This window comes from Lactobacillus jensenii DSM 20557, from assembly GCF_001436455.1.
GTDB classification, from domain to species: Bacteria; Bacillota; Bacilli; order Lactobacillales; family Lactobacillaceae; genus Lactobacillus; species Lactobacillus jensenii.
In genome coordinates, this window is record NZ_AYYU01000001.1 from 1 (window position 1) to 25,547 (window position 25,547).

Consider the following 25,547-nt stretch of genomic DNA (forward strand, 5'->3'; position numbering starts at 1 on the left):
ATCTATTTACACAAAAAATTTGACAGTTTCTATTAAACTGATGATAGGTCGTGATATAAGTGAATCTCTACATTAAATTAATTATATTGTGTATGTTTTTGCAATGTTTATGGCACATAGTTAGATCATTGATAATTTTTAAAAAGATAAAACATTATTCTATAAATAATATTAATTTTAAAAAATTTGATGGACTACTATATATAGTTATTCCCTGCTTATTGGAACAAAGAATTATCAGTAATACAATTGATAATTTTGTAAAAGCAATTGAGGAAAGTAAAATTAAAGCCCAATTATTGATTGTAACAACTAATAAAGAGAAGAAATTAATTGATTCAGATGATACAACTTATGAAGTGGTAAAAAAGAAACTTGCTACTTCTTCAAAATACAAAAATGTAAAATTATTGAACTATCCTGCATATTCTGGAATGATGGCACATCAATTAAATTTTGCTTTGCAGGCAATAATAAAAAACAATAAAAATGTCGATAAAAAAAGCTATTTTGCTGTTTACAACGCTGATAGCAATATTACAAAACAAACTTTAATAAATATGTGTAAATTATGTCAGACAAAATCATTTCCACTAATTATGCAGGAATATGCTGCATTTTTTAAAAATTTAAAGTCGTTATCTCCTTTGATGAAAGGCTTTGCAATTTTCCAAACGAATTTTGAATTTACAAATGGGTTTACAAATGGGTTTACAAATGGAATTCTTTTTTCTAAATTTCTTAGAAATCATGTGGTTGGTCATGGCTTATTTATAAGGTTAGATTATTTACAGAAAATACGAGGATTTACAACAGATTACTGGTGTGAAGATATTTATTTGAGTTTTTTTCTTAGAAGCCATGATGTTAAGATTTATCCTATTTTTGCTGTGGAATATGGAGAATCGCCCAAAAATTTAAAAATACTAATGAAACAAAATGCCACATGGTTTAAAACACTATTTGAAAATGGAAAAATATATTCTGATCTGGTCAAAAAGCATATTGATAGGACTTCTGCTTTTTCATATTTGATTAATCAATATAGAGGAGCATTTGCATGGCTTTTTTTGCCAACTTTATATTTAGCTATAATATTTTATTTGTTTTTACTAGGAAATTGGCAGTTAGGTATTATTTTTTTATTTAGTTATATTGCAACAACAACTATTCGGTATTGGCTAAGTAATAGAATTGTAGAATTACTATCTCATAATACTATGCAATCTAAATTGTATTTAGCTTTTTTAGCTAGTTTTGCATACTTGATTTCTAATATAGGACCTTTATATTCATTGCTAAATCCTAAAAGAAAAAAATATAAAACTGAAAGGTGATTAAAATGATTTTTTTAAAAGAATTAACAAATCGTCTAGGAAAAGAACCTAATAAAGTAGCTATAAGTTCCAGAGATGGAAATTTAACTTTTTTACAGATTGAAAATCTAAGTAATCAACTTGCTCAAGGCTTATTGCATTTTAATAAACAAAACATTGTTCCTTTTTACTTACAAAATACGCGTTTCGTTCTTCCTGTAATTTTAGGAATCTGGAAAGCAGGAAAAATCCCAATGCCACTTGTTTCAGCTTTATCTCTTAATGAAGCACTAAAGCGTGTTAAAGAAGTGGAATGGAATTCCTTGGTAACTGATTTTGTGGTAACTGATTATGATTTTACTAATATAAATGTTGAGGAATTTGACCCAGATAAAAATATAAGCTTTAATTATCAAGCTTCTAGTCCTAAATATGCTTATATTCTTGCAACATCAGGTAGTACTGGGGTACCGAAGAAAGTTTTTTTGACTGAAGAAAATATTAAATGGTTATTATCTGAATTATATCCATTAATTCACGTTAATAGTGAAACGCGCTTCCTTTTCTCAACACCATATTCTTTTGATGTTTCATTAACTGAGATTCTTTCACCAATTTTGACCGGGGCAGAGCTTGTCTGTTTGCCTACTAGTCCATCAAAAAGTGAAAGTATTCGCTTAATTCCTAAATTGATTAACGAAGAAAAAATTACTCATTTATCTTTATCTCCTTCATTTGCCGATGCTTTGTTAACAATCGGAGGGCCCGATGTTTTTAAAAAATTAAAATTTTTAATGGTTGCTGGAGAAGCTTTTCCAATTGACTTAGCGAAAAAACTTAAAGCAAGTTTGAAGAGTGGATGTCGAGTCTTTAACTTATATGGACCAACCGAAACAACGATTTATGCTACTTATCACGAAGTGACCCTTAATGAAAATAATTATGTTCCAATTGGAAAACCTTTTTCTGGTGCAATTGTTAAGTTAGTCAATCAAGAGGGGAATAAAGGAGAACTTTATATTGGTGGCAAAGGTGTAACTCAAGGCTATGTGTTAGATCCTGTGAAAAGGCGAGAAAAGTTTATTTCTGAAGCAGGAATTAATTACTATAAAACAGGTGATATTGTTGAGCAATTAGATAATGGCGAATTGGTATTTTTAGAGCGAATGGATGATCAAGTTCAAGTTAATGGTATTAGAATTGAACTTGGTGAAGTGAAAACTATTGCGAGTGAAGTAATGGGAGTAAAATCTGCAGTTGCCAAATATCAAAATGGTCGAATTTATATTTTTTATCTAGCTGACAATGATAAAACGGCTGAAATTAATCATAAACTTCCGCGGTATTTAAATCCGATAATTATTCGAGTACCTGAGTTTCTATATACTTATAATCGAAAAATTGATGCAAAAAAGATGATTGAAAAATATTATCTTAAAAAGCAATACTTGCGTAATGATACCAAGGATATTGAGCAGGAACTTGAAAAATTGCTTGCGAAATTTAATGTATCAGCTTTAAAAGATTTGGATTCATTAGATTTGGTCCGTTTTATAATTGAAGTTGAAAGTGCATTTAAAATCGAAATAGAGGATGCAGAACTTAACCAAATTAATAATCTGTCACAACTAGATCAATTAGTTGTGAAAAAGCTAACTGGTAATAATGAAGTCAAAGGTGCATTTGCTAGTGAAGTTGACCTAGATAATTTAAAGTTATTGTTTGATAATTTTAGTGCTGAATATGGATCTGAGCCAATCATTGCCTCTCCAACAGCACAGAGTCTTTTCTCACAAGGTAAAACTTCTTTTTCGATATTAGAGTTTGATTTAAAAGAAGCCAGCTATACAGAAATTAGGAGAATCTATCAATTGTTAACTGAATTAGCTAATAAAGTTGATTTATTAAACTATGCTTGGTTTATTAATGACAAAAAATTAGAGTTTAGGCCAATATTAAACTCTTCAATTCCATTTTTGGTTGCAACAGGGGAAATTAAACGTTCTGATTTAGAAAAAATAATGTATCAAAAGCCAGGTCGACCAATTTTTATAGCCCTAGTTGATTTATCTTCTTCAAAATTAAGATTAATTTTTTCTCATCATAGTTTAGATGCTGCTTCTGAAACTTTATTAAAAAAGAGGTTTAGTAATTTATATCAGGGGGATGAACTAGCTTCAGCACTTCCAGTTAGTTCTTTTGCTTCATATTCTAAATTCTTAAAAAAGCAAAATGAACAAGTTGATTTAGCAAAAGCAATTGAAGAAATCCCAGAAACAAGCGAGAATTTAAATTTATCTAAGGATAAAAAGCTTCTACATGTAATTTCTTTCCCAGCCAAGGTAAAAGATGTAGATACTGCTTATATTCAAGGTATTTATACTTTAGCTAAGGCAGTTATTAGCGAAAGACATCTTAGTCAAGTTACAGGTAAACTTGCGCTTAATATTCGTAAGTTCAAGGAGTTTGATGCCCAAAATGTGCTTGGTGATCTGCATGCAACGCTCCCTTGGGAAGTTAAAGCAACTGATAGTTTAGCTGATTTTAAACAAAGATATTTTGTAACTAAGCAACTTTATCAAACTGGTATTGACTATCGTTATTGTTTATTTAATAAACTGGGGAAAGATCTTGAATTTTTACCAGTTTTAGAAAAGAAATGGAAAGCAATGAATCTTTCACCAAATTATTTGGGTGAGGTGAAGTCAGTACAGGCAGTTATTGATGAAATTTGGCAACTTCCTTTCAAAGCTAACTATATTACCATGGTTTCTTGTCATGGAAAGATGTATGCAATTTTATATGGCGATTTATTGAAAGAGAAAAATATTAAGATTTGTCTAGATGGAAAAGATTTTGTAGTGCAAACGCAAATTTTAGAAAATAAATAAACAAAGACGTAATTGAACACAGCGTTCAGTTACGNATCTTATCTTTGCTCAATTAAATTCTTGATTGCTTCATCACCCATTTTTTCATTTTGTTTAATCAAAATTCCGGCACAAGCTTCACTGTCACTTAAAGCATTATGGTGATGCCAGAGTTCAACATCCAATGCTTCAGAAACAGTATTAAGTTTATGATTTGGCAAATCAGGTTCAAATAAGCGACTGGTTTTTAAGGTATCAATCACTAGGTAATGTGGCTCTGCGATGTCATATCTGGCTAATGACATTTTTAAAACATTGGCATCAAATTTGGCGTTATGAGCCGCAACAAGCATGCCTGGCTGGTATAAATCTTTTATTTTGGGCCAAACTTCTGCCATTGTAGGAGCATCTTTTACGTCGCTGGGTGTGATTTGATGAACACTAATGTTGCGCCCATCAAAAGGCATTTGTGGATTGATTACCGTATAAAAGCGATCTGCTATTTTGTTGTTTCTAACCATTACTAAGGCTAGTGAACATGCACTTTCAGGATGACGATTGGCGGTTTCAAAGTCCATAGCAATAAAATTCATCTTAAAATTCTCCTTAAATGTAAACAATTTCAGTATAGCATACTACTGCGTAATAACGCGCTTTGCGGTAAAATAAAAAGGATGAAAAAATTGGAGGCTCCTAAATGAAAATAGATTCTTTAATTAAGCAAAATTATAATATTTCAAAGCAGATACCTTTGAGTCGGTATACTTTTACTAAAACCGGTGGAGAGGCAGAATATTTGGCTTTTCCAAAGAATCTGGAGCAGCTGCAGATGCTAGTTGCTGCAGCAAATGAAGATGGCTTAGATATTACTGTTATTGGTAATGCATCAAATTTAATCATATCTGATAAAGGGATTGCTGGTTTAGTAATTATTTTAACAGATATGAATGAAATTAAGCTTGATGGAGATACAGTTGAAGCACAAGCTGGTGCAACAATTGTTAAAACAGCTTTTTTTGCTGCTAATCATGGACTATCAGGTTTAGAATTCGCTGCTGGAATTCCTGGTAGTGTTGGTGGAGCAGTCTTTATGAATGCTGGAGCATATGGTGGAGAAAGTGAGCAGGCAATTTCTGAAGTTACCGTTTTAACTAGATCAGGTGAAATTAAGCATTATAGCCATGATGAAATGCATTTTAGTTATCGCCATTCATTGGTTCAGGAAACTGGAGATATTGTAGTTAGTGCTCGCTTTAAGCTGGAACAAGGTGATAAGCTTAAGATTTTGGATGAAATGAATTATCTCAATGCCTTAAGAGCATATAAGCAACCACTTGAATATCCATCTTGTGGGAGTGTCTTTAAACGTCCAACAGGTCATTTTGTCGGCCCAATGTTGATTAAGGCTGGTTTGCAAGGAAAGCAAATTGGTGGAGCACAAGTATCAACTAAGCATGCAGGATTTATTGTTAACAAGGGCGGGGCAACAGCTACAGATTATTTAAATCTGATTCATTACATTCAAAAAACAATTAAAGAGCAACGCGGAATTGATTTGCATACTGAAGTTAGAATAATTGGTCGTGATATTGAGGGGGAGAGTAAGTGAACATCATTGAATTAAAGAATGTAACTAAGCGTTATGATGATGGCTTTGTGGCTTTAAAAGATATTAACTTAGAGATTGAATCGGGTAAATTTTATTCTTTGCTTGGTCCAAGTGGTAGTGGAAAAACAACCATTTTAAGAATTATTGCGGGTTTTACAGAGGCTACTAGTGGTCAAATTTTGTTTGATGGTCAAGATATTACTAATTTAGATGCTTCTAAAAGACATTTAAATACCGTCTTTCAAAATTATGCCTTGTTTCCACATTTAGATGTCTACGAAAATGTTGCTTTTGCTTTAAAGCTAAAAAAACGACCAGAATCTGAAATTAAACAAGCTGTTAAAGAGGCGTTGCATACTGTTCGCCTAGATGGGTATGCTAATCGTGAAATATCTGAATTGTCGGGTGGGCAGCAACAAAGGGTTGCTATTGCCCGGGCAATTATTAATAAACCCAAAGTTCTATTACTCGATGAATCCTTGTCTGCCTTAGATAAGCGTCTGCGTAAAGAAATGCAGTTTGAATTGCGGGCTATTCAAAAGAAGCTGGGAATTACTTTTATATTTGTTACTCATGATCAAGAAGAAGCTTTAGCAATGAGTGATGAAATCTTCGTTTTAAACGAGGGCAAAATTCAACAATCTGGTACACCAGTAGATATTTATGATGAGCCAGTTAATGATTTTGTAGCACGCTTTATTGGAGATTCTAATATTGTTCCTGGACGGATGGTTCAAGATTATGAAGTAGAGTTTGTTAATAAGCATTTTGAATGTGCTGATGCTGGTATCAATCCGAGAGAAAAAGTTGAAGTGGTTTTAAGACCAGAAGACTTGGATATTGTAGAACCTGATAAGGGAAAATTATTAGTTACAGTTGAAAGTCAGCTATTTTTAGGTGATCACTTTGAAATTAAGGCTCATGATGCTGATGAAAATGAGTGGCTAATTCATTCAACTAATCCAACTGAAGTTGGAAAAGAAGTAGGCATTTTCTTCGACCCAGAAGATATCCATGTTATGCGATTTGGTGAAAGTGAAGAAGAATTTGATGCACGATTAGAAAAATACGAAGGTGAGGATGATAATGAAGAATAAACATTGGTTCTTTTTATTACCTTACAGTCTTTGGATTGGCTTATTTGTTGTTCTGCCGTTATTGCTGATTTTTTGGACTTCATTAACTGGTAATGGTTCAATTAGTTTAGAAAATTTTAGCAACTTCTTTACAAATGCTACTTTTTTGAGAATGACACTAAATTCATTTTGGTATGCATTACTTATTACTCTATTTACTTTGTTAGTATCATATCCAGTAGCTTATATTTTAACTAAACTAAAAAATCAACAATTTTGGTTACTTTTGATAATTTTGCCAACTTGGATTAATTTGCTTTTAAAAGCCTATGCATTTATTGGGATTTTTGGTAAGAGTGGATTAGTAAATAACTTCTTGCATCTATTTGGAATTGGTCCGGTAAATATTTTGTTTACCAATTTTGCCTTTATTTTTGTAGCAACTTACATCGAAATTCCTTTTATGATTTTACCCATATATAATGCGATCAAGGAAATTGATCCTGCGTTGATAAATGCAGCTAATGACTTGGGTGCAAGTAAGTGGCAGAGTTTTCGTTATATAATTTGGCCATTATCACTTCCTGGTGTTGAAAGTGGTGTTCAAGCAATTTTTATTCCATCATTATCACTTTTCATGTTGACTAGATTAATTGGTGGTAACCGAGTTATTACATTGGGAACTGCGATTGAGGAATACTTTACAACAACAATGAACTGGAGTATGGGTTCAACTATCGGTGTAATACTGATTGTAATGATGGTAGCTGTAATGGTTTTGACAGGAGAAAAGAATAAGCGCAAAAAGGAGGTAAAACTATGAAAAAAGTTTGGGGAAGACTATATTTAGCTTTAGTTTTATTTATTCTTTATTTGCCAATTTTTTATCTAATCGTTTTTTCTTTTTCAAATGGGAAAAATATGGATGTCTTTCATGGCTTCACATTAACGCACTATAAAGATTTATTTGCTGACGGTCGACTTTTAGCAATCTTCTTAGATACGATTATGTTGGCTCTACTTTCAAGCTTAATTGCAACGATTATTGGTACTATGGGGGCAATTGCAATTGATGGTACTAAGAATAAGAAGAAAAAAACGGTATTACTATCATTAAATAATGTGCTAATGGTGTCGCCTGATGTAATTATTGGGGCAAGTTTTTTAGTGTTTTTTACTGCATTAGGACTTAGTTTGGGCTTTGGCTCCGTTTTACTTAGTCATATTGCTTTTTCAATTCCAATTGTTGTCTTAATGGTATTGCCCCGCCTTAAAGAAATGGATAAGTCTTTGATTGATGCTGCTCGAGATCTTGGCGCAAATAATTGGCAGGTATACAGTAAAGTATTGATACCAGCAATTACACCAGGAATACTATCTGGTTTGTTCATGGCTTTGACTTATTCATTAGATGATTTTGCTGTTACCTTTTTTGTAACAGGGAATGGCTTCACAACTTTATCGGTAGAAATATATTCACGTGCACGCCAAGGAATTGATCTAGAGATTAATGCTTTATCAACTTTAATGTTTTTAATTGTTCTTGTATTAGTCGGTGGATATTATCTCTTAACTACCCGTCATAGCCATAAGGGTAATAAGCCAGAGATTGGGGGCCTTATTAAGTGAAAAAATTAATTTGGGGTGCAGTAATTATTTTAGCCCTTTGTTTGGGACTTAGTTTAGCTGCCAATAAGTTAGATTCTTCATCAGCTACTTCCTCCAAAAAAACTTTGATTATATATAATTGGGGAGATTATATTGACCCAAGTTTGATTACTAAATTTGAAAAACAAACGGGTTATAAAGTCATTTATGAAACTTTTGACTCAAATGAAGCAATGTTTACCAAAGTGAAACAAGGTGGGACGAGCTATGACTTGGCAGTTCCATCAGACTATATGATTACTAAGATGAAAAAAGCCAATTTACTGGATAAGATAGATACAAATAAGCTATCTAACTTTAAAAATCTTAATCCGCAGTTTTTACATCAGTCTTTTGATAAGCATAATCAATATTCTATTCCTTATTTCTGGGGAACTTTAGGTATTATCTATAATGATAAGTATGTTAAATCTGATGAGGTTCAGCACTGGAATGATTTGTGGAATCCAAAATGGAAAAATAAAATTTTATTAGTTGATTCGGCCCGTGATATTATGGGATTCTCGTTAGTTTCACTAGGTTATTCGATGAATACGACCAATTCAGTTGAATTAAAACTAGCCAAAACTAAGTTAGATAGTTTAGGAACAAATGTTAAAGCAATAATTTCTGATGAAATTAAAATGTACATGATTCAAAATGAAGCCGCTCTTGCTGTTACTTGGTCTGGTGAAGCAAGTGAGATGTTAGATAATAATTCCCATCTTCATTATGTAGTTCCTGAAGAAGGCTCTAATTTATGGTTTGATAATATGGTCATTCCTAAAACTGCTAAAAATAAAAAAGCTGCTTATGCATTTATTAATTTCATGTTAGATGCCCAAAATGCTACTCAAAATGCAGAATATGTGGGATATGCAACGCCAAACAAGGCAGCGATGAAGTATTTGCCAAAATCTATTCGGGATGACAAGCAATTTTATCCAGATAAAAACACCATTAATCATTTACAAGTTTATAAGGACTTACCTCCTAAAAAAGTGCAAGAATATAATGATTTATTCTTAGAATTTAAGATGTATTCTCGCTAAAAAGGTATAATAAAATTTAATGATAGGAGGGTTTAAATGTCTTTTAATTTTACTAATTTCTTTACTTGGCAGAATTTATCAATTCTAATAGATATTTTAGTAGTTTGGTATATTTTGTATTTATTGTTAATGCTTATTAAGGGAACAAAAGCAGTTCAGCTAGCAAAAGGATTAGTCATCATATGGGTGGCTAGACAAGTTGCTGGATGGATTGGCCTTAATACTTTTGCATATATTGTTGATCAACTCCTATCTTGGTCGGTTATTGGGGTTATAGTCATTTTCCAACCGGAAATTCGGCGTGGACTTGAACATCTGGGAAGAATGCCATTTTTTAATGGTAATGCCAAAACAGAACGACAAATGTCTGAAAAATTTGTCGCTGAACTAGATAAGGCGATTCAATATATGAGTAAAAGACGTATTGGGGCTTTGATAACAATTCAACGTAATACAGGTCTTGATGATTATATTGAAACAGGAATAGGATTAGATGCAGAAGTTACAGGTGCATTATTAATTAATATTTTTATTCCTAATACCCCACTTCATGATGGAGCAGTTATTATTAGAAATGGTCGAATCGCTGTTGCTGCGGCTTATTTACCATTATCAGATAATAGTATGATTCCTAAAAAATTAGGTACACGGCACCGTGCTGCTGTCGGAATTTCTGAAGTTACCGATGCGATAACTATTGTAGTTTCTGAAGAGACAGGTGGAGTTACAATTACTAAAAATAGTCAATTTATGTTAGACATGACTAGAGACGAATATATGAAGTATTTAACTAGTGAGTTGGTACCTCAAGATGAGGTAAAGCAGACACTTTTCCAAAAAGTATTAGGTAGATTATGGAATTGGGGTGCAGACCGATGAACAAATTCTTCGATAAACCTTGGTTTTATAAGATAATTGCCTTACTTGCTGCAACTTTATTAGTAATCTATATTGATACAACTCAACATGGTTATTTCACTCAAGGAGAGCAAACAACCAGTCAACAAACTGCAACTAAAAAAGTTACAATTAGTGTTCCGTTACAGGTGTCCGTAAATACAGATCGCTATTATGTAACTGGCTATCCTGAAAAAGTTAAGATGACATTGTCTGGTGCCAGTGCTTTGGTTACATCAACACAAAATACTCAAAATTTCCGAGTGTACATTGATTTAACTAAATTAAGTGTAGGTAAACATACAATTAAAGTTAAAGTAACAAATTTGAATAAGCAATTAGCTTACTCAATTAATCCGAAAAAAATAACAGTTAATATTCAAAGACGAAAATCTCGTTCGCTTCCTGTTCAAATAGAGTATAATAAAAATGTTGTGCCGGATGCATATACAATTGGAACCGCAAAAGCAGATCCTTCAGTAGTTAGTGTTACTGGTGCAAAAAGTGAAGTAAACCAAATTAACAAGATTATTGCCAAAGTCGTTTTGCCAACTAATACAACAAAAACTTTTGAACAACAAGTTATGTTAGTGGCAGAAGATAAGAAGGGTTCACAGCTAAATGTTGTTATTAATCCTTTAGCAGTAAATGTAAAGATTCCTATTACATTACCGAAAAAGACTGTTAAAATTAAGCTAAACCCGAAGAATGAATCTAGTGATAAGGTTTATTCATTGACTGCGGAAACCACTAGTGTGACTATTTATGGCAAGAGCAGTGCTTTGAAGAAGATTAAGGAACTTGACACAGATGTTGACTTGAAGAATGTTTCTAGTTCACAGACTAAAAAGATAAAGCTAAAATTGCCTAATGGGGTAATTAAGGCAAGCGAAGATGTAGTAGCTGTGAGGATAACAGTTGCCAATTCAACACAGTCAGGTTCATAAGAAAGGTAGTTTATTGTAATGTTAAAATATTTTGGTACTGATGGCGTTCGTGGAATTGCTAATGAAGTTTTGACTCCTGAAATGGCTTTTAAGTTAGGACGTATGGGTGGTTATGTTTTAACTAAACACAAGAAAGATGGCGAAAAAGCAAAGGTTTTAGTTTCTAGAGATACTCGTATTTCTGGACAAATGCTTGAATATGCACTTATTTCAGGACTTTTGTCAGTAGGAATTGAAGTATTGGAATTGGGGGTTATTACCACTCCAGGATTGTCATACTTAGTTCGTGCTCAAGGTGCAGATGCTGGTGTTCAAATTTCAGCATCACATAATCCGGTTCAAGACAATGGTATTAAGTTCTTTGGTAGTGATGGTCTTAAATTATCTGATTCTAAAGAAGAAGAAATTGAACAATTAATTGATGCCCCAGAAGATACTTTACCTCGCCCATCAGCATTAGGTTTAGGTACAGTAACTGATTATCATGAAGGTGCATCAAAGTACTTACAATTTATTGAACAAACTATTCCAGAAGATTTAGATGGTATTAAAGTTGTGGTTGATGGCGCAAATGGGGCTTCAAGTCATTTGATTTCACGTTTGTTTGCTGATTTAAACATTGATTTTACTACTATTGCAACTCATCCAGATGGCTTAAACATTAATGACCATGTAGGTGCAACTCATACTAAGAAGTTACAAGAAGAAGTTGTTAAGCAAGGTGCTGATCTTGGTTTAGCCTTTGATGGCGATGCAGATAGATGTATCGCTGTTGACGAAAATGGTAACGAAGTTGATGGGGACCACATTATGTACGTAATTGGTACTTACTTAGCTGAACATGGTCGTCTTAAGAAAGATACAATTGTAACTACTGTTATGAGTAACCTTGGCTTTACAAAAGCTTTAGAGCGTGCAGGATTAAAGAATATCCGGACTCAAGTTGGTGACCGTTATGTATCAGAAGAAATGCGTGCTAACGGTTACAATCTCGGTGGTGAACAATCTGGTCACGTTATTATCAGTGATTACCACAATACTGGTGACGGAATGCTTACTGGACTTCACTTAATGCTTGTAATGAAGAAGACAGGCAAGAAGTTAACTGAACTTTTGAAGGACTTCAAAGAATACCCACAACGCTTAATCAATGTTCCAGTTAAGGACAAGAAGGCATGGAAGCAAAATGAAAAGGTAATGGCTGTTATTAAAGAAGTAGAAGATGAAATGAATGGTGATGGTCGTGTTCTTGTAAGACCATCAGGTACACAAGAATTACTTCGGGTAATGGCTGAAGGCCCAACTCAAGAACAAACTGATGCTTATGTAAATAAGATTGTTGAAGTTGTAAAAGCTGAAATGGGCGAATAATTTCATTAATTGATGGATAAAAAGACTGCAGATAGCAGTCTTTTTTTGTACAATAAAATATATATTTTAGAAAGTAATTTTGGGAGGACTAAAATGACAATAAAAATGCTTGCTGTTGACTTAGATGGTACTCTGTTGACGTCACATAATACAATTGCTGCTGAAACGCAAAGAATGCTTACTTTAGCAAGAAAACAAGGATTAAAAGTTGTTTTAGCTTCTGGACGACCACTATCAGGTATTTTGCCATATGCAGCACAATTAGGACTTGAAGGGGATCAACAATTCGCGACTGTTTTTAATGGTGGGGTTGCTCAATCTTATAGTGGAAAAGTTCTTTTTAGTCATGAACAAAATTTGCATGATGTTGAAACGATGAAACATTTACAGAGATTAGCTCATGTCAATATGCACTTTGAAACAACTGAAGCTTTTTATACTTTTGATCGGATAATTAATGTTCAGATGGGGATTAATGCAAGTACCACAAATAATGAAATCCATGTTTGTGATTTGAAAGATTTGAAAAAAGATTTTACTTATATTAAATGTGAATTTACAGGTTCTGTAGATGAAATCGCACGTTTTAGAAATCGTTTGCCAGATTGGGTATTTGATCAATATAATGTTGTTAGAAGTGCTGAAACTATTGTTGAATTTAATAATCCAGCAGCTTCAAAAGGCCTAGCATTAGCTGAATTAGCAAGCCGGCTGGGCTTTGAAGAAGATGAAGTAATGATTTTTGGAGATGAAGGTAATGATATCTCAATGTTTTCAAACCCAAATTTCAAAAAAATTGCGATGGGTAATGCAATTGATGAAATAAAGAATTTAGCTGATTATGTTACTGACGACAATAACCACAATGGAATTGCCAAAGCACTTAAAAAATTTGTTTTGTGAGGATAGAAATGGCAATAAAAATGATTGCAACTGATCTGGATGGAACATTGCTAACTTCAGATCATAGAATAAGTCCAAAAACTAAAAAAGCTTTACAGCGTGCAGATAAAATGGGAATAAAAGTTGTTCCTGCTTCAGGTCGACCATTACCAGGAGTTCTTCCATATTTAAAAGAACTTAATATCTCAGGACATGATAATTATGCAATTTTGTTTAATGGTGGAGTAGTACAACGCCTTACAGGGGAGAAATTAATAAGTAATGACTTATCATATGCTGATTTGAAAGAATTTCTTCATTACCAAAAGTTAGGTAAGGTTAATTTGCATTTTATGACAGAAAATCATTACTACACGATGGATCGGAATCTATCAATTATCATGGCTGCTGCCTCAGCACTAAATAATATGAAAATTCGGGTACGTGATTTAGAGCAAGTACCCGAAGACTTTCACTTTATTAAAGCAGAATTCAGTGGACCGGCAAATGAAATTAAAGCCTTTAAACAAAATTTGCCTGAAGTCTTTTTTGATAAATGGAATGCTTCAAGTAGTGGCATTTCTTCACTGGGAACAGATACAATTGAAGTTAATAATTTAGTAGCCTCAAAGGGTTTGGCAATTCATCAATTAGCACATCGGTTAGGTATTCATGAAAATGAAGTGGTTGTTTTTGGTGATCAAGGTAATGATTTGTCAATGTTTGAAAATAATAACTTTTATAAAGTTGCTATGGGCAATGCCATTAGTGCTTTAAAGGAACGTGCAGATTTTGTCACTAAAGATCATGATGACGATGGGATTGCTTATGCATTAAATAAAATTTTAGCTAGCCAAGTTTAATTACTTGGCTTTTTTATTGACAAAAAGTAAGTATCGACTTAATATATGTTTACAAATGTAAACAATGGAGGTGAAGATATGGTAGACAAAATTTTAAAAATGAATATTTCTGATGCTGAGTGGGAAGTTATGAGGATAATTTGGACACTCGATGAAGTAAAAAGCAGTGAAATAATAGATCAATTGAGTGAAAAAATGTCTTGGACTGAATCTACTATCAAAACTTTAATTAGAAGGCTAGTTGATAAGGGATTAGTTAAGATAAAAAAAGAAGGGCGTGCTTATATTTATAGTGCAACCGTTTCTGAAAATGAGATGATGTATCAAGTGACTAAGGATATGTTTTCTCATATGTGTGATATGCATAAGGGAAGTTTGTTAATTCGATTGATAAAAGAAATACCTTTATCTAAATCTGCGATAAAGGAAATACAGAGAGAACTCAATATTATGGAACAGTCAGCACCAGATACCATTCCATGTGATTGCTTACATAGTAAGAGAAACCATCAATGTTAAAAAAGGAGATAAATATGCGAATTATTTCAATTTTAATTGCTATTCTGATTATTGGATTTATTATTTGGTGGTTCTTTATCAGAAAGGTCAACGATATCGAAGCTGCCAAGACAAGTAAAAATAAACAAAAAGCGCAAATTATCATTCAAGGTGGATATAGTCCTTCTACTTTGGTATTACAGAAAGGAATTCCGGCAGAAGTAGAATTCGTCCAAAAGGATTCAACTGCATGTTTAGCTGAAATAAAGTCAGGTGATTTAGCACTAGATAAAAAACTTGCACCAGGTGAAAAGGTGTCAATAAAAGTTCCGACAGATCAGATTGGTGAATATAATTATAGTTGTGGAATGAATATGTTTCATGGAAAGGTAGTTGTTAAATAATGACAATAAGTGCAAGAAAAAAGGTAATAATTACTTTGCTTTTGTCATCACCATTACTTTTTCAAATGGTGCTTATGCCTTTTCATATTGTGTTCCCATATTATAATGAGCTAGCCTTAGTTTTGACGACATTAATTCTGGTAATAGCGGCTAAGGACTATTATATTAGTGCTTGGGCTGCCTTTAAAAAAGGACAAGCTAATATGAATACATTAGTAACTATTGGCACTTTAGTTGCCTATTTTTATAGCATTTATGCAATGACTCTGGGGCATGAAGTATATTTTGAAAGTGCTGCAGTTATTATCTTATTTATCTTACTCGGTGATAGTCTGGAAGAAGGCATGCGTAAGCGGGCTAATGGAGCATTAAAAAGTCTTTTAAAATTACAGGCTAAAGATGCCATCCTTTTAAAAAATGGGCAGGAAATCAAGATACCAGTCGAAAAAATAAAAGTTGGCGATGTTCTGGTTGTTAAACCAGCGATGAAGTTTGCTGCTGATGGGCAAGTTGTCAAAGGAACAAGCCATGTTGATGAATCTATGATTACTGGTGAAAGTTTACCAGTTAAAAAAAGCATTGGCGACAATGTAGTCGGGGCAACTATTAATTACGATGGTATCATTTATTACCAAGTTACTAAGTTAGGTCAGGATTCTTTACTTAGTCAGATTGTTGAATTTGTAAAGAGAGCACAGACTTCAAAAGCACCTATTCAAAGATTGACTGATAGATTTTCTCAATTTTTTGTTCCAATTGTTTTAATTATTGCAATCATAACTTTTGAAATGTGGTATGTGGTATTTTCTGCACCTTTTGATCATAGCTTAATTTTTGCTGTTAATGTCTTAGTTATCGCCTGCCCATGTGCTTTAGGATTGGCAATTCCAACCGCATTAATGGTGGGGACTAATTTAAGTGCCAAGCATGGAATTTTAATAAAAAATGGTCAAGCTCTTGAAGAAATTAACCAAATTTCAACTGTTGTTTTTGACAAGACAGGAACAATTACTAAGGGTGAACCAGTAGTAACAGATATCGTTGGAGATGTAAAGCAAGTTCTTACTCTTGCTAAGAATCTAGAGCAAAATAGTGAGCATCCACTTGCTAAGGCGTTTTTGAATGAAGCGGCTAAATATGACTTACCAAGTTATGAGGTATCTAATTTTAAAGTTCATAAAGGTGAGGGGATTTCTGGCCTGATTAATGGCCAAGAAATTTTTATTGGAAATGAAAAGATGGCAACTAATTTAAGCCAAAAGTTATTAGATGCTGCAAAAAAGTTAGAGCAGCAGGCAAAAACTTGTGCTTATGTCGGAATTGCTGGTGAGGCAATTGGAGTAGTGGCTATGCAAGATATTCCAAGAGATAATGCAGCTTTTGTAATTTCCGAACTTAAAAAAATGGGTAAGAAAAGTGTTATCCTCACTGGTGATAATCAAAATGTAGCTAATGAAATCGGTAAAAATATTGGAGTTAATCAAGTCATTAGTGAGGTTTTACCAAATGAAAAGGCAAATGAGGTTAAAAAACTACAAAAAGATGCTAAAGTAGCTTTTGTTGGGGATGGAATAAATGATGCTCCAGCGCTTTCAACTGCTGATGTCGGGGTGGCGATGGCAAGTGGAACTGATATTGCGATTGAAAGTGGAGATCTGGTTTTAATGCAAGATGATTTGAATAATTTACTTAAGGCCTTACAGATTTCTAAAAAAATATTTAATCGAATTAAAATTAATCTTTTTTGGGCATTTATCTATAATGCAATTGGTATTCCAATAGCTGCGGGAGTTTTTGTTAACCAAGGATTAGTTTTAAGTCCTGAATTAGCTGGTTTAGCAATGGCTTTTAGTTCCATTTCAGTTGTTGCTAGCTCTTTACTTTTAAATAGAACCAAATTTAATTAATATTTCATCAAAAAAGTTCTCAAAGCTTAGCTTTGAGAGCTTTTTATGCTTTATTTAAAGCGTTTTTTGCGGTAAACTTACAATTGTTCTGGAGATGAAAATATGAATAAAATAAGAGTCTATTTAAGTGTAGCAGTTTTTGGCTTTTTGGGTGGTATTTGTCGTTATTTCTTATCAGGAGCCTATCAAGCCATGGGAACTGTAATTTGTAATTTATTGGGATGCTTTTTACTTTCATTTCTCACTTATTTTGTTATTGAAAGTAAAAGATTACCAGAGTGGCTAAATACTGGTTTAGGTACTGGCTTTATTGGGGCATTTACAACTTTTTCCAGTTTTGAACTTGATAGTTTAAAGTTTATTAATTCTAGTCAAAGTTTTATGGCTGTAACTTATTTCTTACTTTCGATTATATTTGGCTTTTTATGTGCATTATTAGGTATGAAAGTCGGTGTTTTTCTAGGAAAGAGAGGAATAAGTGAGTGATTTTTGCAGGCTTGGGAGCAGCACTCGGTGCAGCTCTTCGTTATTTCTTAACAGTAAATATAAAAACAAATCATTTATGGCCAAGAGCTACTTTTTTAATCAATATGACTGGCGCATTTTGTCTTGGATTAATATTTGCCCTTGGATTAGATAAGAATATATATACTTTTTTAGGTACAGGTGTTTTAGGGGGTTATACAACTTTTTCAACATTGAATAAAGAGTTAGTTGGCTTACGCAAAGATAAAATTGGATTATTTTATGCACTTAGTTCATATTTATTGGGATTATTATTAGTTTATGTTGGATTTTACCTGGGAAAGATGATGTAAATGAAAAAAATTACTTATTTAGTCACTAAAATTGTTGTGTCACTGGCGTTTGCGTTTTCATTATTACTTTTATTAACAAGCTCAATTAACATGAAAAGTAATAATAATCGTTTGTACGCTAAACAATTAATTACAAACGTTGCTAATGATGCTGGTTTCGGTAACTTATCTAGTTTATTTGCTTCAAGTGGATTAGAAGATGAAATGTTGAGTCATTTACCAAAAAAGAGTGAAGTAAGTATTACTCCTCTTGAAGTTTATAACTTAAGCAGTACTTACAAAAAGCAGGGAAAATTCTCAAGTAAGGACTTAAAATTACCAAGTAAAACTAGTGGTGAAAAGTTTATTAGTAAATATATAACGGTTGGAATTAATGCTGGTTTAAAACGAAATAATGAAGATGTAAAAAATGCTTTGAATTTATATCAACTTGTATATTATGCCTTGCTTTTATGCTTTGCTATTAGTATTATTTTGGTACTACTTGGTAAACGATTTGCTGGGATTACAGCAGTTTTGTCATCAGCGGGGATGTTAGTAGGATTATTATTTGCTAGTGAAAAGGCTACTACTATTCTTGATGAAATTCTATATTCTGGCATGAAAGTAACAATTTCTCCTAATTTCCTGACAGCAGTAATTGTTGTGGTTATAGCAAGTATCGTTTGGGAAGTAGTTTGCCATAATTATAGAAAGACACAAAGATAAGATGAAAAGAGTTTTATTTGTATGCCATGGAAACATTTGTAGATCACCCATGGCTGAGTTTATTGCTCGAAATTTAGCCCAAAAAGCCGGCTTGAGTGATGTAGAATTTGATTCAAAAGCAACAACGCGAGATGAAATTAATGCTAGCGGGATTGGCCATGATATGGATCGTCGCGCCAAAAGTAAATTAGATGAAAAAGGCATCCCTTATACTTATCATGAAGCTAGTCAAGTAACTAGAGAAGATTATCAAAAGTATGATTATTTATTCTGTATGGATGAAGAGAACTTTCTCGATTTAAATAGGATTACTGGCGGAGATCCGGATGGAAAAGAGAAAAAATTACTAACTTTATTGGGCTCACATAAGGATATTGATGATCCATGGTTTACTGGAGATTTTGAAACAAGTTATCGCCAAATTAAGCAAGCTTGTGAAGTTTTAATTGAAAATCTAAAAAATGAATAAGAAAAAAGCTTATTGGGATTTTTCCCAATAAGCTTTTTTAATGAAGATTAATCTTCATCAGCAGCTGCAGTATAAACATTTGAAACATCATCATCGTCTTCTAAGGCATCAATTAAGTGTTCAAATTGTTCTTTCTTATCAGCTGGAACTGGAGTAGTGTTTTGAGGAATCATGGTAAGTTCAGCATCTGCTAACTTGTAACCAGCTTTTTCCAATGCATCACGTACGCCAGTAAATTCTTTAGCATCAGTATAGATTTCGTATGCATCATCACTTGTTTGTAAGTCATCTGCACCGGCATCCATTACATCCATTAACATTTGATCTTCATCAGCATCAGTAGTTGAACGATCAATTACAATATAACCTTTACGGTCAAACATGTAGGCAACTGAACCAGTTGAACCCATACTACCACCATTACGAGTAAAGGCAGTACGTACACTAGTAGCTGTTCTATTTTTGTTGTCAGTCAAAGCTTCAACTAAAACAGCAACACCACCTGGTGCGTAACCTTCGTATGTAATTTCGTCGTAATGTTCGTCAGAGCCACCTTCAGCCTTTTTAATTGCACGTTGGATATTATCCTTAGGCATATTAGCTGCACGAGCTTTGTCCATAACTAACCGCAATGCTGGATTCCCTGAAGGGTCAGGACCACCACTCTTTGCAGCCATATAAATTTCACGAGATAACTTTTGGAAAATCTTACCTCTTTTTGCGTCTTGTGCATTCTTGCGGCCTTGGATATTGTGCCATTTTGAATGTCCTGACATATAAGAATCCTTCTTTCTGTATTTAATAGTTAACCTTTATAATCTTACCGCTAAAGCCTAGTAAATTCAATTTATATTAAGCTTTTATTGTCTTTTTTCGTGGATTTTTTTAATAAATAAGCGATATAGCAAAAATAATAGAATTCCACATAATGCTCCAGCACTATCAAGTACTACATCATGTACGCTTGGTGTACGATCACCAGTTAGATATTGATGATATTCATCAAGTACTGCCAGGCTAATTATAACTGGCCAGACAAAAATGAAAGCATAAACTTTATTTAGAAAGAATCGTTTAATTCCGGCGAATAAGCCTAAGCCTAATAAGAAATAACTTGAAAAATGGGCTAATTTTCTAACAAAAAATTGCGTAAAGTTAGTTAGTCCATCTTTACTTGCACTGTGAATTTGTCCACCGTAATTAATTGATATATGTGATAAAATGGGTTCAAGAAAACCAAAGTAAGTTTTAATTGTCGTTGAACTCATCTTTTGCTCATGATAGGTCATCGAGCTGGAAATAAAAAGACTTATAAAAACGACTAACGCAAGAATTAGACTGAGTTTTTCTTTCTTGCTGAACTTAAATTTTTGCATTTTATTGCACCACCTTGACAAAAATGATAATTAAGTATACTCTACTATGATTTACATTTATAAGAAAGGAAATCGAATGAAAATCAAAAAAATATTTACAATTATGGCTTTAGCATTAGCCAGTTTAACCTTAGTTACAGCTTGTTCACAAAGAAAGAGCGAAAAGAGTAATGGTATAAAAATTGTTACTTCAACTAATGTTTATGCCGACATTGCCAAGGATATCGTAGGTAAATATGGTAGTAGTGAAGCAATAATTTCTAATGGGGATATTGATCCACACGATTTTGAACCAACTACTAAGTCTGCTACAACAATTAATAGCGCTAATATTGTGATTGCTAATGGTATGGGGTACGACAATTGGATGAGCAAATTAGCTAAATCTAATGGCAAGACAGCTGTTAAAGTTGGCGAAGATATCATGAAGCTAAAGAGTAGTGATAATCCACATATTTGGTATAACTTAGATATGCCAGAAGATTATGTTAACTACTTGGTTAAGAAATTATCCAAATTAGATGCAAAACATGCTTCTTATTTTAAAAAGAATGGTGAAAATTATTTAGCACAAATTGCTGAAATTAAGGCTATCGCTAAAACTATTGATGGGAAAAATTCTAAACCAGTTTATGTAAGTGAACCAGTATTTGATTACGCTTTGAAGGCAGCTAACTTTAAGATTGGTAATAAGGATTTTGAAGAAGCTATTGAAAATGAAACGGATCCAAGTGCAAAGATTATTGAAAAAATGAATAAGGCAATTAGTCGTAATGAAATTGCTTTCTTTGTAAATAATACTCAAGCAAGTAGTGCGACAGTTAAAGCTTTGGTGAAGAAATGTAAAGCTGCTGGTATTCCAATAATTGAAGTGCGCGAAACTATGCCTAATGGGGTAAGTTATCTTAAATGGATGACACAAAACTATGAAAAGTTAAAAGATGTATCTAAATAATATTTCAATATTGTAAATCACAAAAAAGTCTCGATTATGAGGCTTTTTTTGTGGAAATCTTTATTTAGGATATAGAAATTACAAGAAGTAAACAGTAAAATAGTAAACGTTACAATAAATTTGGAGATGAAAAATGAATTCGAAGTTGAAAAATAAATCACCTGTTTTATTACCAGGTAGATAAAATAGATAGTTTAAATATTTTTTTACGGGGTAATAAAATTGGATGATTTGATAAAAGATAAGAAATATATTTCCTGGCCTACCTTAACATTAATGGCGTTTGTTACGGTTATTGGCTTGGATGACATCATGTATAACTTCCAAAACCAAGGTATGACTGTTATGACGTCTTGGGTTTTGATGTTATTTTTATATGTTATTCCATATGCTTTAATGGTTGGTCAATTAGGATCAATCTTTAATAAAGGTGGTGGTGGTCTGTCATCTTGGGTTCGTGGAACTGATGGAGAATTTTTAGGCTACTTTACTGCTTGGACTTACTGGGCGGCTTCAATTCCTTATGTTGTTGATTCAGCAAATGAAATTATTGTTGATGTGGGATGGGCTTTTACTGGTTCAGAAAAATTCCAAGACAATATTTCTAACGCACAATTTACACTTTTGACTTTCTTGATGTTTATTATTTTTATTTTTATTGAAAGAAAGTTTGCTAATTCAATGGAAGTCTTGTCAACAATTGGCGGGGCAATGATGTTTATCATGACTATGCTTTTTGTCTTTTTAGCTTTTGTTGGTTTGGCAAAATCTGGTGGTCATATGGCGACGCAGCCATTTACTTGGAAGACGATGATTCCAAAGTTTGATTTGAAATATTGGACTACAGTTGGGATGCTGATTTATGCAGTTAATGGATCAGAGTTAGTTGCGCCATATGTAACTAGAATGAAAAAGCCTAAGACTGATTTCCCTAAAGCTATGATTGCTTTAGCAATAATGACAGCATTTTTAACTATCTTTGGCTCATTTGCTTTGGGAATTTATTTCGATGCATATCATATGCCAAATGATTTAAAGATGAATGGTTCTTACTATGTCTTTGAAGCTGTTGGACAGCAATTTGGTATGGGTCATACATTGCTATATGTATATGCCTGGACTTCTGTATTTTATAATGCTGCCTTATTAGCAGTTTTATTAGATGCAATGACTAGAATGCTTATTTCTGATACTGGTGATAAGTATATGCCAGAATTTTTACGTAAGACAACTAAGGATGGCTTGCCAATTAATGGTTATATTTTAACTGTTTCTCTTTCAGCATTTATAATGCTTTTAGGTGTCTTTTTACCTGATATGAATGATATTTTTAACTGGTTGTTAAACTTAAATGGTATTATTTCTCCAGGTGTAACTTGTTGGATTTTCTATTCATTTATGCGTGTAAGAAAAGATTCCCAAAAATATCCTTCTGAATATGTTTACATTAAAAATGATAAATTAGCTTATTTAGCTGGATTAGCATTATTGGTTGTTACAGCAGTTGCAACTATTTTGGGAATAGCTCCTCAAGATGTAAAGCAGTTTAGTGATATTTGGTGGTATGAATTAATCATTAATATTATTGCAGTTGTTGTTTTGATTGGATTAGGAACGATTCTACCAGGGATTAGAAGACGTGAAGTTGAATATGGTATTGCCTTTTCTAAGAAGCAATGGATTATTATGCTTGCTTTGATTATAGGTTCAATTGTTTTAGATGTTTACTTGGGTGGTACCAAGTTAGCTTTACGAGGATTGTATATCTTTATTGAAGCATGTCTTGCTTTACTTATTTGCTGGGTAGTTGGTCGCAAAAAGCCAATTGAAAATTAAAATAGATAATAAATTGACTTGAACTAATTTAGTTCAAGTCTTTTTTTAGAAAAAAATAAGCTGATTTTGTGTATTTATTGATTAGAAAGGAGGATACATATGGAAGTAAAACGTTGGGCTGAAGATTTAATAATTTCTGCGAAAGAACTAGGTACAAGTGATATTTTTATTTCTGGAAAACAGGATTTTTATGAAGTTAACTTTCGAACTAGTAAAGGTTTAATAAAACAAGAAAAGTTGAGTTTAGAGTTTGGTCAAGAAGTTATTAATTATTTTAAATTTATTGCACAGATGGATATTTCAGAGCATCGCCGTCCACAAGTTGGTAGTTACATTTTCAAAAAAGATAAAGAATCAATATTTTTACGTTTTTCTGTTTTAGGAGAATTTTCTGGTAAGGAGTCACTAGTTATTCGGTTAATTACCGAAATTAATAGTAATCATTATTTCTTTATTGAACAGCTTGATATTTTAATGGGTGCTGCAATTAAAAGAGGGTTGATATTAACAAGTGGGCCAACCGGCTCAGGAAAAACTTCAACTATGTATTATTTAGCTAAAAAATTGGCTAATAACAAAGTGGTGATGACAATTGAAGATCCTGTTGAAGTGTTTGAACCAGCATTTTTACAAACTCAAGTAAATCATGAAGCTGGAATTGATTATCAGAGTTTGTTAAAGGCTGCCTTGCGTCAGCGACCAGATATTTTAATTATTGGTGAAATTCGTGACAAAGTAACAGCAAGGTTAGCGGTTGATGCGGCTCTTAGTGGGCATTTAGTTTTGGCAACGGTTCATGCTAGGTCTACTTTACAAACAATAGCTAGATTAAAGGGATTAGGAATAGATTCAGTTGAATTAGCTAATTGTCTAAATTGTGTAAGTTATCAACGATTAATTCAAACAAAAAATGGAAGAAATGCCTGCTTATTGGATATTGTAAGTGGAGAAAAATTGAAAAAAGAAATTAATAAAGCTGAGCCTGGTGACTTTATTAATTGGCAAGAAAAGTTAGCAGAACTGCTGAAGGAGGAAAGAATTAGTGTCGATAGTTTTACCAATTTTCAGGAAGGATAAGTTAACTGCTCAGGAGCAATTGGAATTTTTAGAATATTTGGCCATGTCTTTAAAGAATGGTTTATCTTTAGCAGAGAGTTTACAAGTTATGCCAGCTTTATGGTCAAAAAAGCAAATGTTATTGAAAAAAATAACATATTTGATGAAACAAGGGGTTAACTTTAGCCAAATTTTACAGCAAATGGGCTTTGGTAAAACCATTGCCAGTCAAGTTGACTTAGCGATGATGCAGGGAAATCTAAATGAATGTCTCAGTCAATTAGTTATTATTAATCGTTTAAAAGAACAACAGGTAAAAAAGCTAAAAGCCGAATTATCTTATCCAATAACTTTGTTTGTTTTAATGATTTTTATGTTGCTATTTATGCAAAACTTCTTGAGTAGTCAATTAGGACAAGAAGATGGAACTGCAAATTTAGTTTTTGCGAGTCTTATTATTATGGCTCTCGGAATAAGTGGAGCTATAGCTAGAATTGCTATTTTACTAAAAAAGCAGGATTATAATGCCTTAAAGAAATTGCAACATTATCCAATTATTGGAAAAATAACGAGATTATACGTTTTTTATATGTTAAGTTCTGAATTTGGAATGATGTTAGGTGCAGGCTTTACTTTCCCAGAAATTTGTAAGTTGTTTGCTAGACAAGAAGAAGGCTCATTACAGGAATATTTAGGAAGAAAAATGCTTGCGCAATTTGAAGCAGGTAAAAGTATGACAGAGATTATTCGAAATGAAGTTTTTTTGCCAGATAATTTGCTTTTGTTTGTAGAAACCGGTGCTAATAAAAAAGAACTAGGCTTAAAATGCACAATTTTGGCTAAAGGCTTTTTCCGTGATTTGACGCAAGGTTTAGAACGAATGATTGTTAATGTACAACCAATTTGTTTTATTTTTATTGGAATTTGCATAATTGGGATGTATTTGAAGATGTTACTACCAATGTATGCATTGATGCAAAATATGTAGGA

General features: G+C 32.9%; 26 protein-coding genes. 23 read left to right on the plus strand and 3 right to left on the minus strand.

Annotation, left to right across the window (positions count from 1 at the left end; all coding sequences use genetic code 11):
* Window positions 1–128 precede the first annotated feature (128 nt).
* Window positions 129–1,337 (plus strand): glycosyltransferase family 2 protein, encoded by a 1,209-nt coding sequence (locus tag FC45_RS00005; protein ID WP_236694504.1) that lies wholly within the window; start codon window positions 129–131, stop codon window positions 1,335–1,337.
* A 5-nt stretch (window positions 1,338–1,342) separates the two neighbouring features.
* Window positions 1,343–4,207, plus strand: a complete 2,865-nt coding sequence (locus FC45_RS00010; protein ID WP_057706277.1) for a non-ribosomal peptide synthetase — start codon at window positions 1,343–1,345, stop codon at window positions 4,205–4,207.
* Between the two features lie 38 nt (window positions 4,208–4,245).
* On the opposite strand, the gene FC45_RS00015 is transcribed toward FC45_RS00010, so the two are convergent.
* On the minus strand, window positions 4,246–4,779 hold the full coding sequence (locus FC45_RS00015) for a 3'-5' exonuclease (RefSeq protein ID WP_006584963.1): 534 nt from the start codon (window positions 4,777–4,779) through the stop codon (window positions 4,246–4,248).
* Between the two features lie 104 nt (window positions 4,780–4,883).
* Here FC45_RS00015 and murB point away from each other — a divergent pair, with 104 nt between their 5' ends.
* The 17 genes from murB to FC45_RS00100 all read left to right on the plus strand — a co-directional run bounded on the left by murB (window position 4,884) and on the right by FC45_RS00100 (window position 19,334).
* Complete coding sequence (gene murB, locus FC45_RS00020; protein ID WP_006584962.1) at window positions 4,884–5,795, plus strand: UDP-N-acetylmuramate dehydrogenase; 912 nt, start codon at window positions 4,884–4,886, stop codon at window positions 5,793–5,795.
* On the plus strand, window positions 5,792–6,892 hold the full coding sequence (locus FC45_RS00025) for an ABC transporter ATP-binding protein (protein WP_006584961.1): 1,101 nt from the start codon (window positions 5,792–5,794) through the stop codon (window positions 6,890–6,892). Before murB ends, FC45_RS00025 begins: the two co-directional genes overlap by 4 nt.
* Entirely contained in the window at window positions 6,882–7,694 is an 813-nt protein-coding gene (locus FC45_RS00030) for an ABC transporter permease (RefSeq protein WP_006584960.1), read from the plus strand. The genes FC45_RS00025 and FC45_RS00030 overlap by 11 nt, the downstream gene beginning before the upstream one ends.
* Window positions 7,691–8,500: an ABC transporter permease gene (locus FC45_RS00035; RefSeq protein ID WP_006587934.1), complete on the plus strand. Its 810-nt coding sequence runs from the start codon at window positions 7,691–7,693 to the stop codon at window positions 8,498–8,500. Before FC45_RS00030 ends, FC45_RS00035 begins: the two co-directional genes overlap by 4 nt.
* A complete protein-coding gene (locus tag FC45_RS00040) occupies window positions 8,497–9,570 on the plus strand; it encodes an ABC transporter substrate-binding protein (protein ID WP_006584959.1) in 1,074 nt (357 codons plus the stop codon). Before FC45_RS00035 ends, FC45_RS00040 begins: the two co-directional genes overlap by 4 nt.
* A gap of 36 nt (window positions 9,571–9,606) precedes the next feature.
* The gene (gene cdaA, locus FC45_RS00045) at window positions 9,607–10,449 is read left to right on the plus strand and encodes a diadenylate cyclase CdaA (RefSeq protein WP_006588457.1); all 843 of its coding nucleotides are present in this window, start codon (window positions 9,607–9,609) and stop codon (window positions 10,447–10,449) included.
* Window positions 10,446–11,414 (plus strand): CdaR family protein, encoded by a 969-nt coding sequence (locus FC45_RS00050; RefSeq protein ID WP_006587933.1) that lies wholly within the window; start codon window positions 10,446–10,448, stop codon window positions 11,412–11,414. The genes cdaA and FC45_RS00050 overlap by 4 nt, the downstream gene beginning before the upstream one ends.
* Before the next feature lie 18 nt (window positions 11,415–11,432).
* Window positions 11,433–12,785: a phosphoglucosamine mutase gene (glmM, locus tag FC45_RS00055; RefSeq protein WP_006584955.1), complete on the plus strand. Its 1,353-nt coding sequence runs from the start codon at window positions 11,433–11,435 to the stop codon at window positions 12,783–12,785.
* A 93-nt stretch (window positions 12,786–12,878) separates the two neighbouring features.
* Entirely contained in the window at window positions 12,879–13,688 is an 810-nt protein-coding gene (locus tag FC45_RS00060; protein WP_006584954.1) for a Cof-type HAD-IIB family hydrolase, read from the plus strand.
* A gap of 8 nt (window positions 13,689–13,696) precedes the next feature.
* Window positions 13,697–14,530, plus strand: coding sequence for a Cof-type HAD-IIB family hydrolase (locus FC45_RS00065; protein ID WP_006587932.1), 834 nt, complete (start codon window positions 13,697–13,699; stop codon window positions 14,528–14,530).
* A gap of 78 nt (window positions 14,531–14,608) precedes the next feature.
* On the plus strand, window positions 14,609–15,049 hold the full coding sequence (locus tag FC45_RS00070; RefSeq protein ID WP_006587931.1) for a CopY/TcrY family copper transport repressor: 441 nt from the start codon (window positions 14,609–14,611) through the stop codon (window positions 15,047–15,049).
* A 14-nt stretch (window positions 15,050–15,063) separates the two neighbouring features.
* Window positions 15,064–15,432 (plus strand): cupredoxin domain-containing protein, encoded by a 369-nt coding sequence (locus FC45_RS00075; protein WP_006584952.1) that lies wholly within the window; start codon window positions 15,064–15,066, stop codon window positions 15,430–15,432.
* The gene (locus tag FC45_RS00080) at window positions 15,432–17,339 is read left to right on the plus strand and encodes a copper-translocating P-type ATPase (protein WP_006587930.1); all 1,908 of its coding nucleotides are present in this window, start codon (window positions 15,432–15,434) and stop codon (window positions 17,337–17,339) included. The genes FC45_RS00075 and FC45_RS00080 overlap by 1 nt, the downstream gene beginning before the upstream one ends.
* Before the next feature lie 102 nt (window positions 17,340–17,441).
* Window positions 17,442–17,825 carry a fluoride efflux transporter FluC gene (locus tag FC45_RS00085; protein ID WP_006587929.1) on the plus strand — a complete coding sequence of 128 codons (384 nt, stop codon included), beginning with the start codon at window positions 17,442–17,444 and terminating at the stop codon, window positions 17,823–17,825.
* Window positions 17,822–18,157, plus strand: a complete 336-nt coding sequence (gene crcB, locus FC45_RS00090; RefSeq protein ID WP_006584950.1) for a fluoride efflux transporter CrcB — start codon at window positions 17,822–17,824, stop codon at window positions 18,155–18,157. Before FC45_RS00085 ends, crcB begins: the two co-directional genes overlap by 4 nt.
* Window positions 18,158–18,865, plus strand: coding sequence for a hypothetical protein (locus tag FC45_RS00095; RefSeq protein ID WP_006584949.1), 708 nt, complete (start codon window positions 18,158–18,160; stop codon window positions 18,863–18,865).
* A 1-nt stretch (window position 18,866) separates the two neighbouring features.
* Window positions 18,867–19,334, plus strand: a complete 468-nt coding sequence (locus FC45_RS00100) for a low molecular weight protein-tyrosine-phosphatase (protein ID WP_006584948.1) — start codon at window positions 18,867–18,869, stop codon at window positions 19,332–19,334.
* Window positions 19,335–19,381: 47 nt separating this feature from the next.
* Here the strand turns inward: FC45_RS00100 and FC45_RS00105 are convergent, their stop codons facing one another.
* Entirely contained in the window at window positions 19,382–20,110 is a 729-nt protein-coding gene (locus FC45_RS00105) for a YebC/PmpR family DNA-binding transcriptional regulator (protein WP_006584947.1), read from the minus strand.
* Between the two features lie 84 nt (window positions 20,111–20,194).
* Complete coding sequence (locus FC45_RS00110) at window positions 20,195–20,710, minus strand: VanZ family protein (protein WP_006584946.1); 516 nt, start codon at window positions 20,708–20,710, stop codon at window positions 20,195–20,197.
* A 76-nt stretch (window positions 20,711–20,786) separates the two neighbouring features.
* On the opposite strand from FC45_RS00110, the gene FC45_RS00115 reads away from it, so the two are divergent.
* The 4 genes from FC45_RS00115 (at window position 20,787) to FC45_RS00130 (ending at window position 25,545) form a co-directional block, all read left to right on the plus strand.
* Entirely contained in the window at window positions 20,787–21,665 is an 879-nt protein-coding gene (locus FC45_RS00115; RefSeq protein ID WP_006584945.1) for a metal ABC transporter solute-binding protein, Zn/Mn family, read from the plus strand.
* A 222-nt stretch (window positions 21,666–21,887) separates the two neighbouring features.
* Window positions 21,888–23,501: an APC family permease gene (locus tag FC45_RS00120; protein ID WP_006584944.1), complete on the plus strand. Its 1,614-nt coding sequence runs from the start codon at window positions 21,888–21,890 to the stop codon at window positions 23,499–23,501.
* A 99-nt stretch (window positions 23,502–23,600) separates the two neighbouring features.
* Complete coding sequence (gene comGA / locus FC45_RS00125; RefSeq protein WP_006584943.1) at window positions 23,601–24,578, plus strand: competence type IV pilus ATPase ComGA; 978 nt, start codon at window positions 23,601–23,603, stop codon at window positions 24,576–24,578.
* A complete protein-coding gene (locus tag FC45_RS00130; protein ID WP_006584942.1) occupies window positions 24,544–25,545 on the plus strand; it encodes a type II secretion system F family protein in 1,002 nt (333 codons plus the stop codon). Before comGA ends, FC45_RS00130 begins: the two co-directional genes overlap by 35 nt.
* The last annotated feature ends 2 nt before the right edge of the window (window positions 25,546–25,547 follow it).

Coding starts and splice junctions, on each gene's coding strand:
- FC45_RS00010 (WP_057706277.1), top strand. CDS start 1,343: ATGATTTTTTTAAAAGAATTAACAAATCGTCTAGGAAAAGAACCTAAT.
- FC45_RS00015 (WP_006584963.1), bottom strand. CDS start 4,779: ATGAATTTTATTGCTATGGACTTTGAAACCGCCAATCGTCATCCTGAA.
- murB (WP_006584962.1), top strand. CDS start 4,884: ATGAAAATAGATTCTTTAATTAAGCAAAATTATAATATTTCAAAGCAG.
- FC45_RS00030 (WP_006584960.1), top strand. CDS start 6,882: ATGAAGAATAAACATTGGTTCTTTTTATTACCTTACAGTCTTTGGATT.
- FC45_RS00035 (WP_006587934.1), top strand. CDS start 7,691: ATGAAAAAAGTTTGGGGAAGACTATATTTAGCTTTAGTTTTATTTATT.
- cdaA (WP_006588457.1), top strand. CDS start 9,607: ATGTCTTTTAATTTTACTAATTTCTTTACTTGGCAGAATTTATCAATT.
- FC45_RS00050 (WP_006587933.1), top strand. CDS start 10,446: ATGAACAAATTCTTCGATAAACCTTGGTTTTATAAGATAATTGCCTTA.
- glmM (WP_006584955.1), top strand. CDS start 11,433: ATGTTAAAATATTTTGGTACTGATGGCGTTCGTGGAATTGCTAATGAA.
- FC45_RS00060 (WP_006584954.1), top strand. CDS start 12,879: ATGACAATAAAAATGCTTGCTGTTGACTTAGATGGTACTCTGTTGACG.
- FC45_RS00065 (WP_006587932.1), top strand. CDS start 13,697: ATGGCAATAAAAATGATTGCAACTGATCTGGATGGAACATTGCTAACT.
- FC45_RS00070 (WP_006587931.1), top strand. CDS start 14,609: ATGGTAGACAAAATTTTAAAAATGAATATTTCTGATGCTGAGTGGGAA.
- FC45_RS00075 (WP_006584952.1), top strand. CDS start 15,064: ATGCGAATTATTTCAATTTTAATTGCTATTCTGATTATTGGATTTATT.
- FC45_RS00080 (WP_006587930.1), top strand. CDS start 15,432: ATGACAATAAGTGCAAGAAAAAAGGTAATAATTACTTTGCTTTTGTCA.
- FC45_RS00085 (WP_006587929.1), top strand. CDS start 17,442: ATGAATAAAATAAGAGTCTATTTAAGTGTAGCAGTTTTTGGCTTTTTG.
- FC45_RS00095 (WP_006584949.1), top strand. CDS start 18,158: ATGAAAAAAATTACTTATTTAGTCACTAAAATTGTTGTGTCACTGGCG.
- FC45_RS00100 (WP_006584948.1), top strand. CDS start 18,867: ATGAAAAGAGTTTTATTTGTATGCCATGGAAACATTTGTAGATCACCC.
- FC45_RS00105 (WP_006584947.1), bottom strand. CDS start 20,110: ATGTCAGGACATTCAAAATGGCACAATATCCAAGGCCGCAAGAATGCA.
- FC45_RS00110 (WP_006584946.1), bottom strand. CDS start 20,710: ATGCAAAAATTTAAGTTCAGCAAGAAAGAAAAACTCAGTCTAATTCTT.
- FC45_RS00115 (WP_006584945.1), top strand. CDS start 20,787: ATGAAAATCAAAAAAATATTTACAATTATGGCTTTAGCATTAGCCAGT.
- comGA (WP_006584943.1), top strand. CDS start 23,601: ATGGAAGTAAAACGTTGGGCTGAAGATTTAATAATTTCTGCGAAAGAA.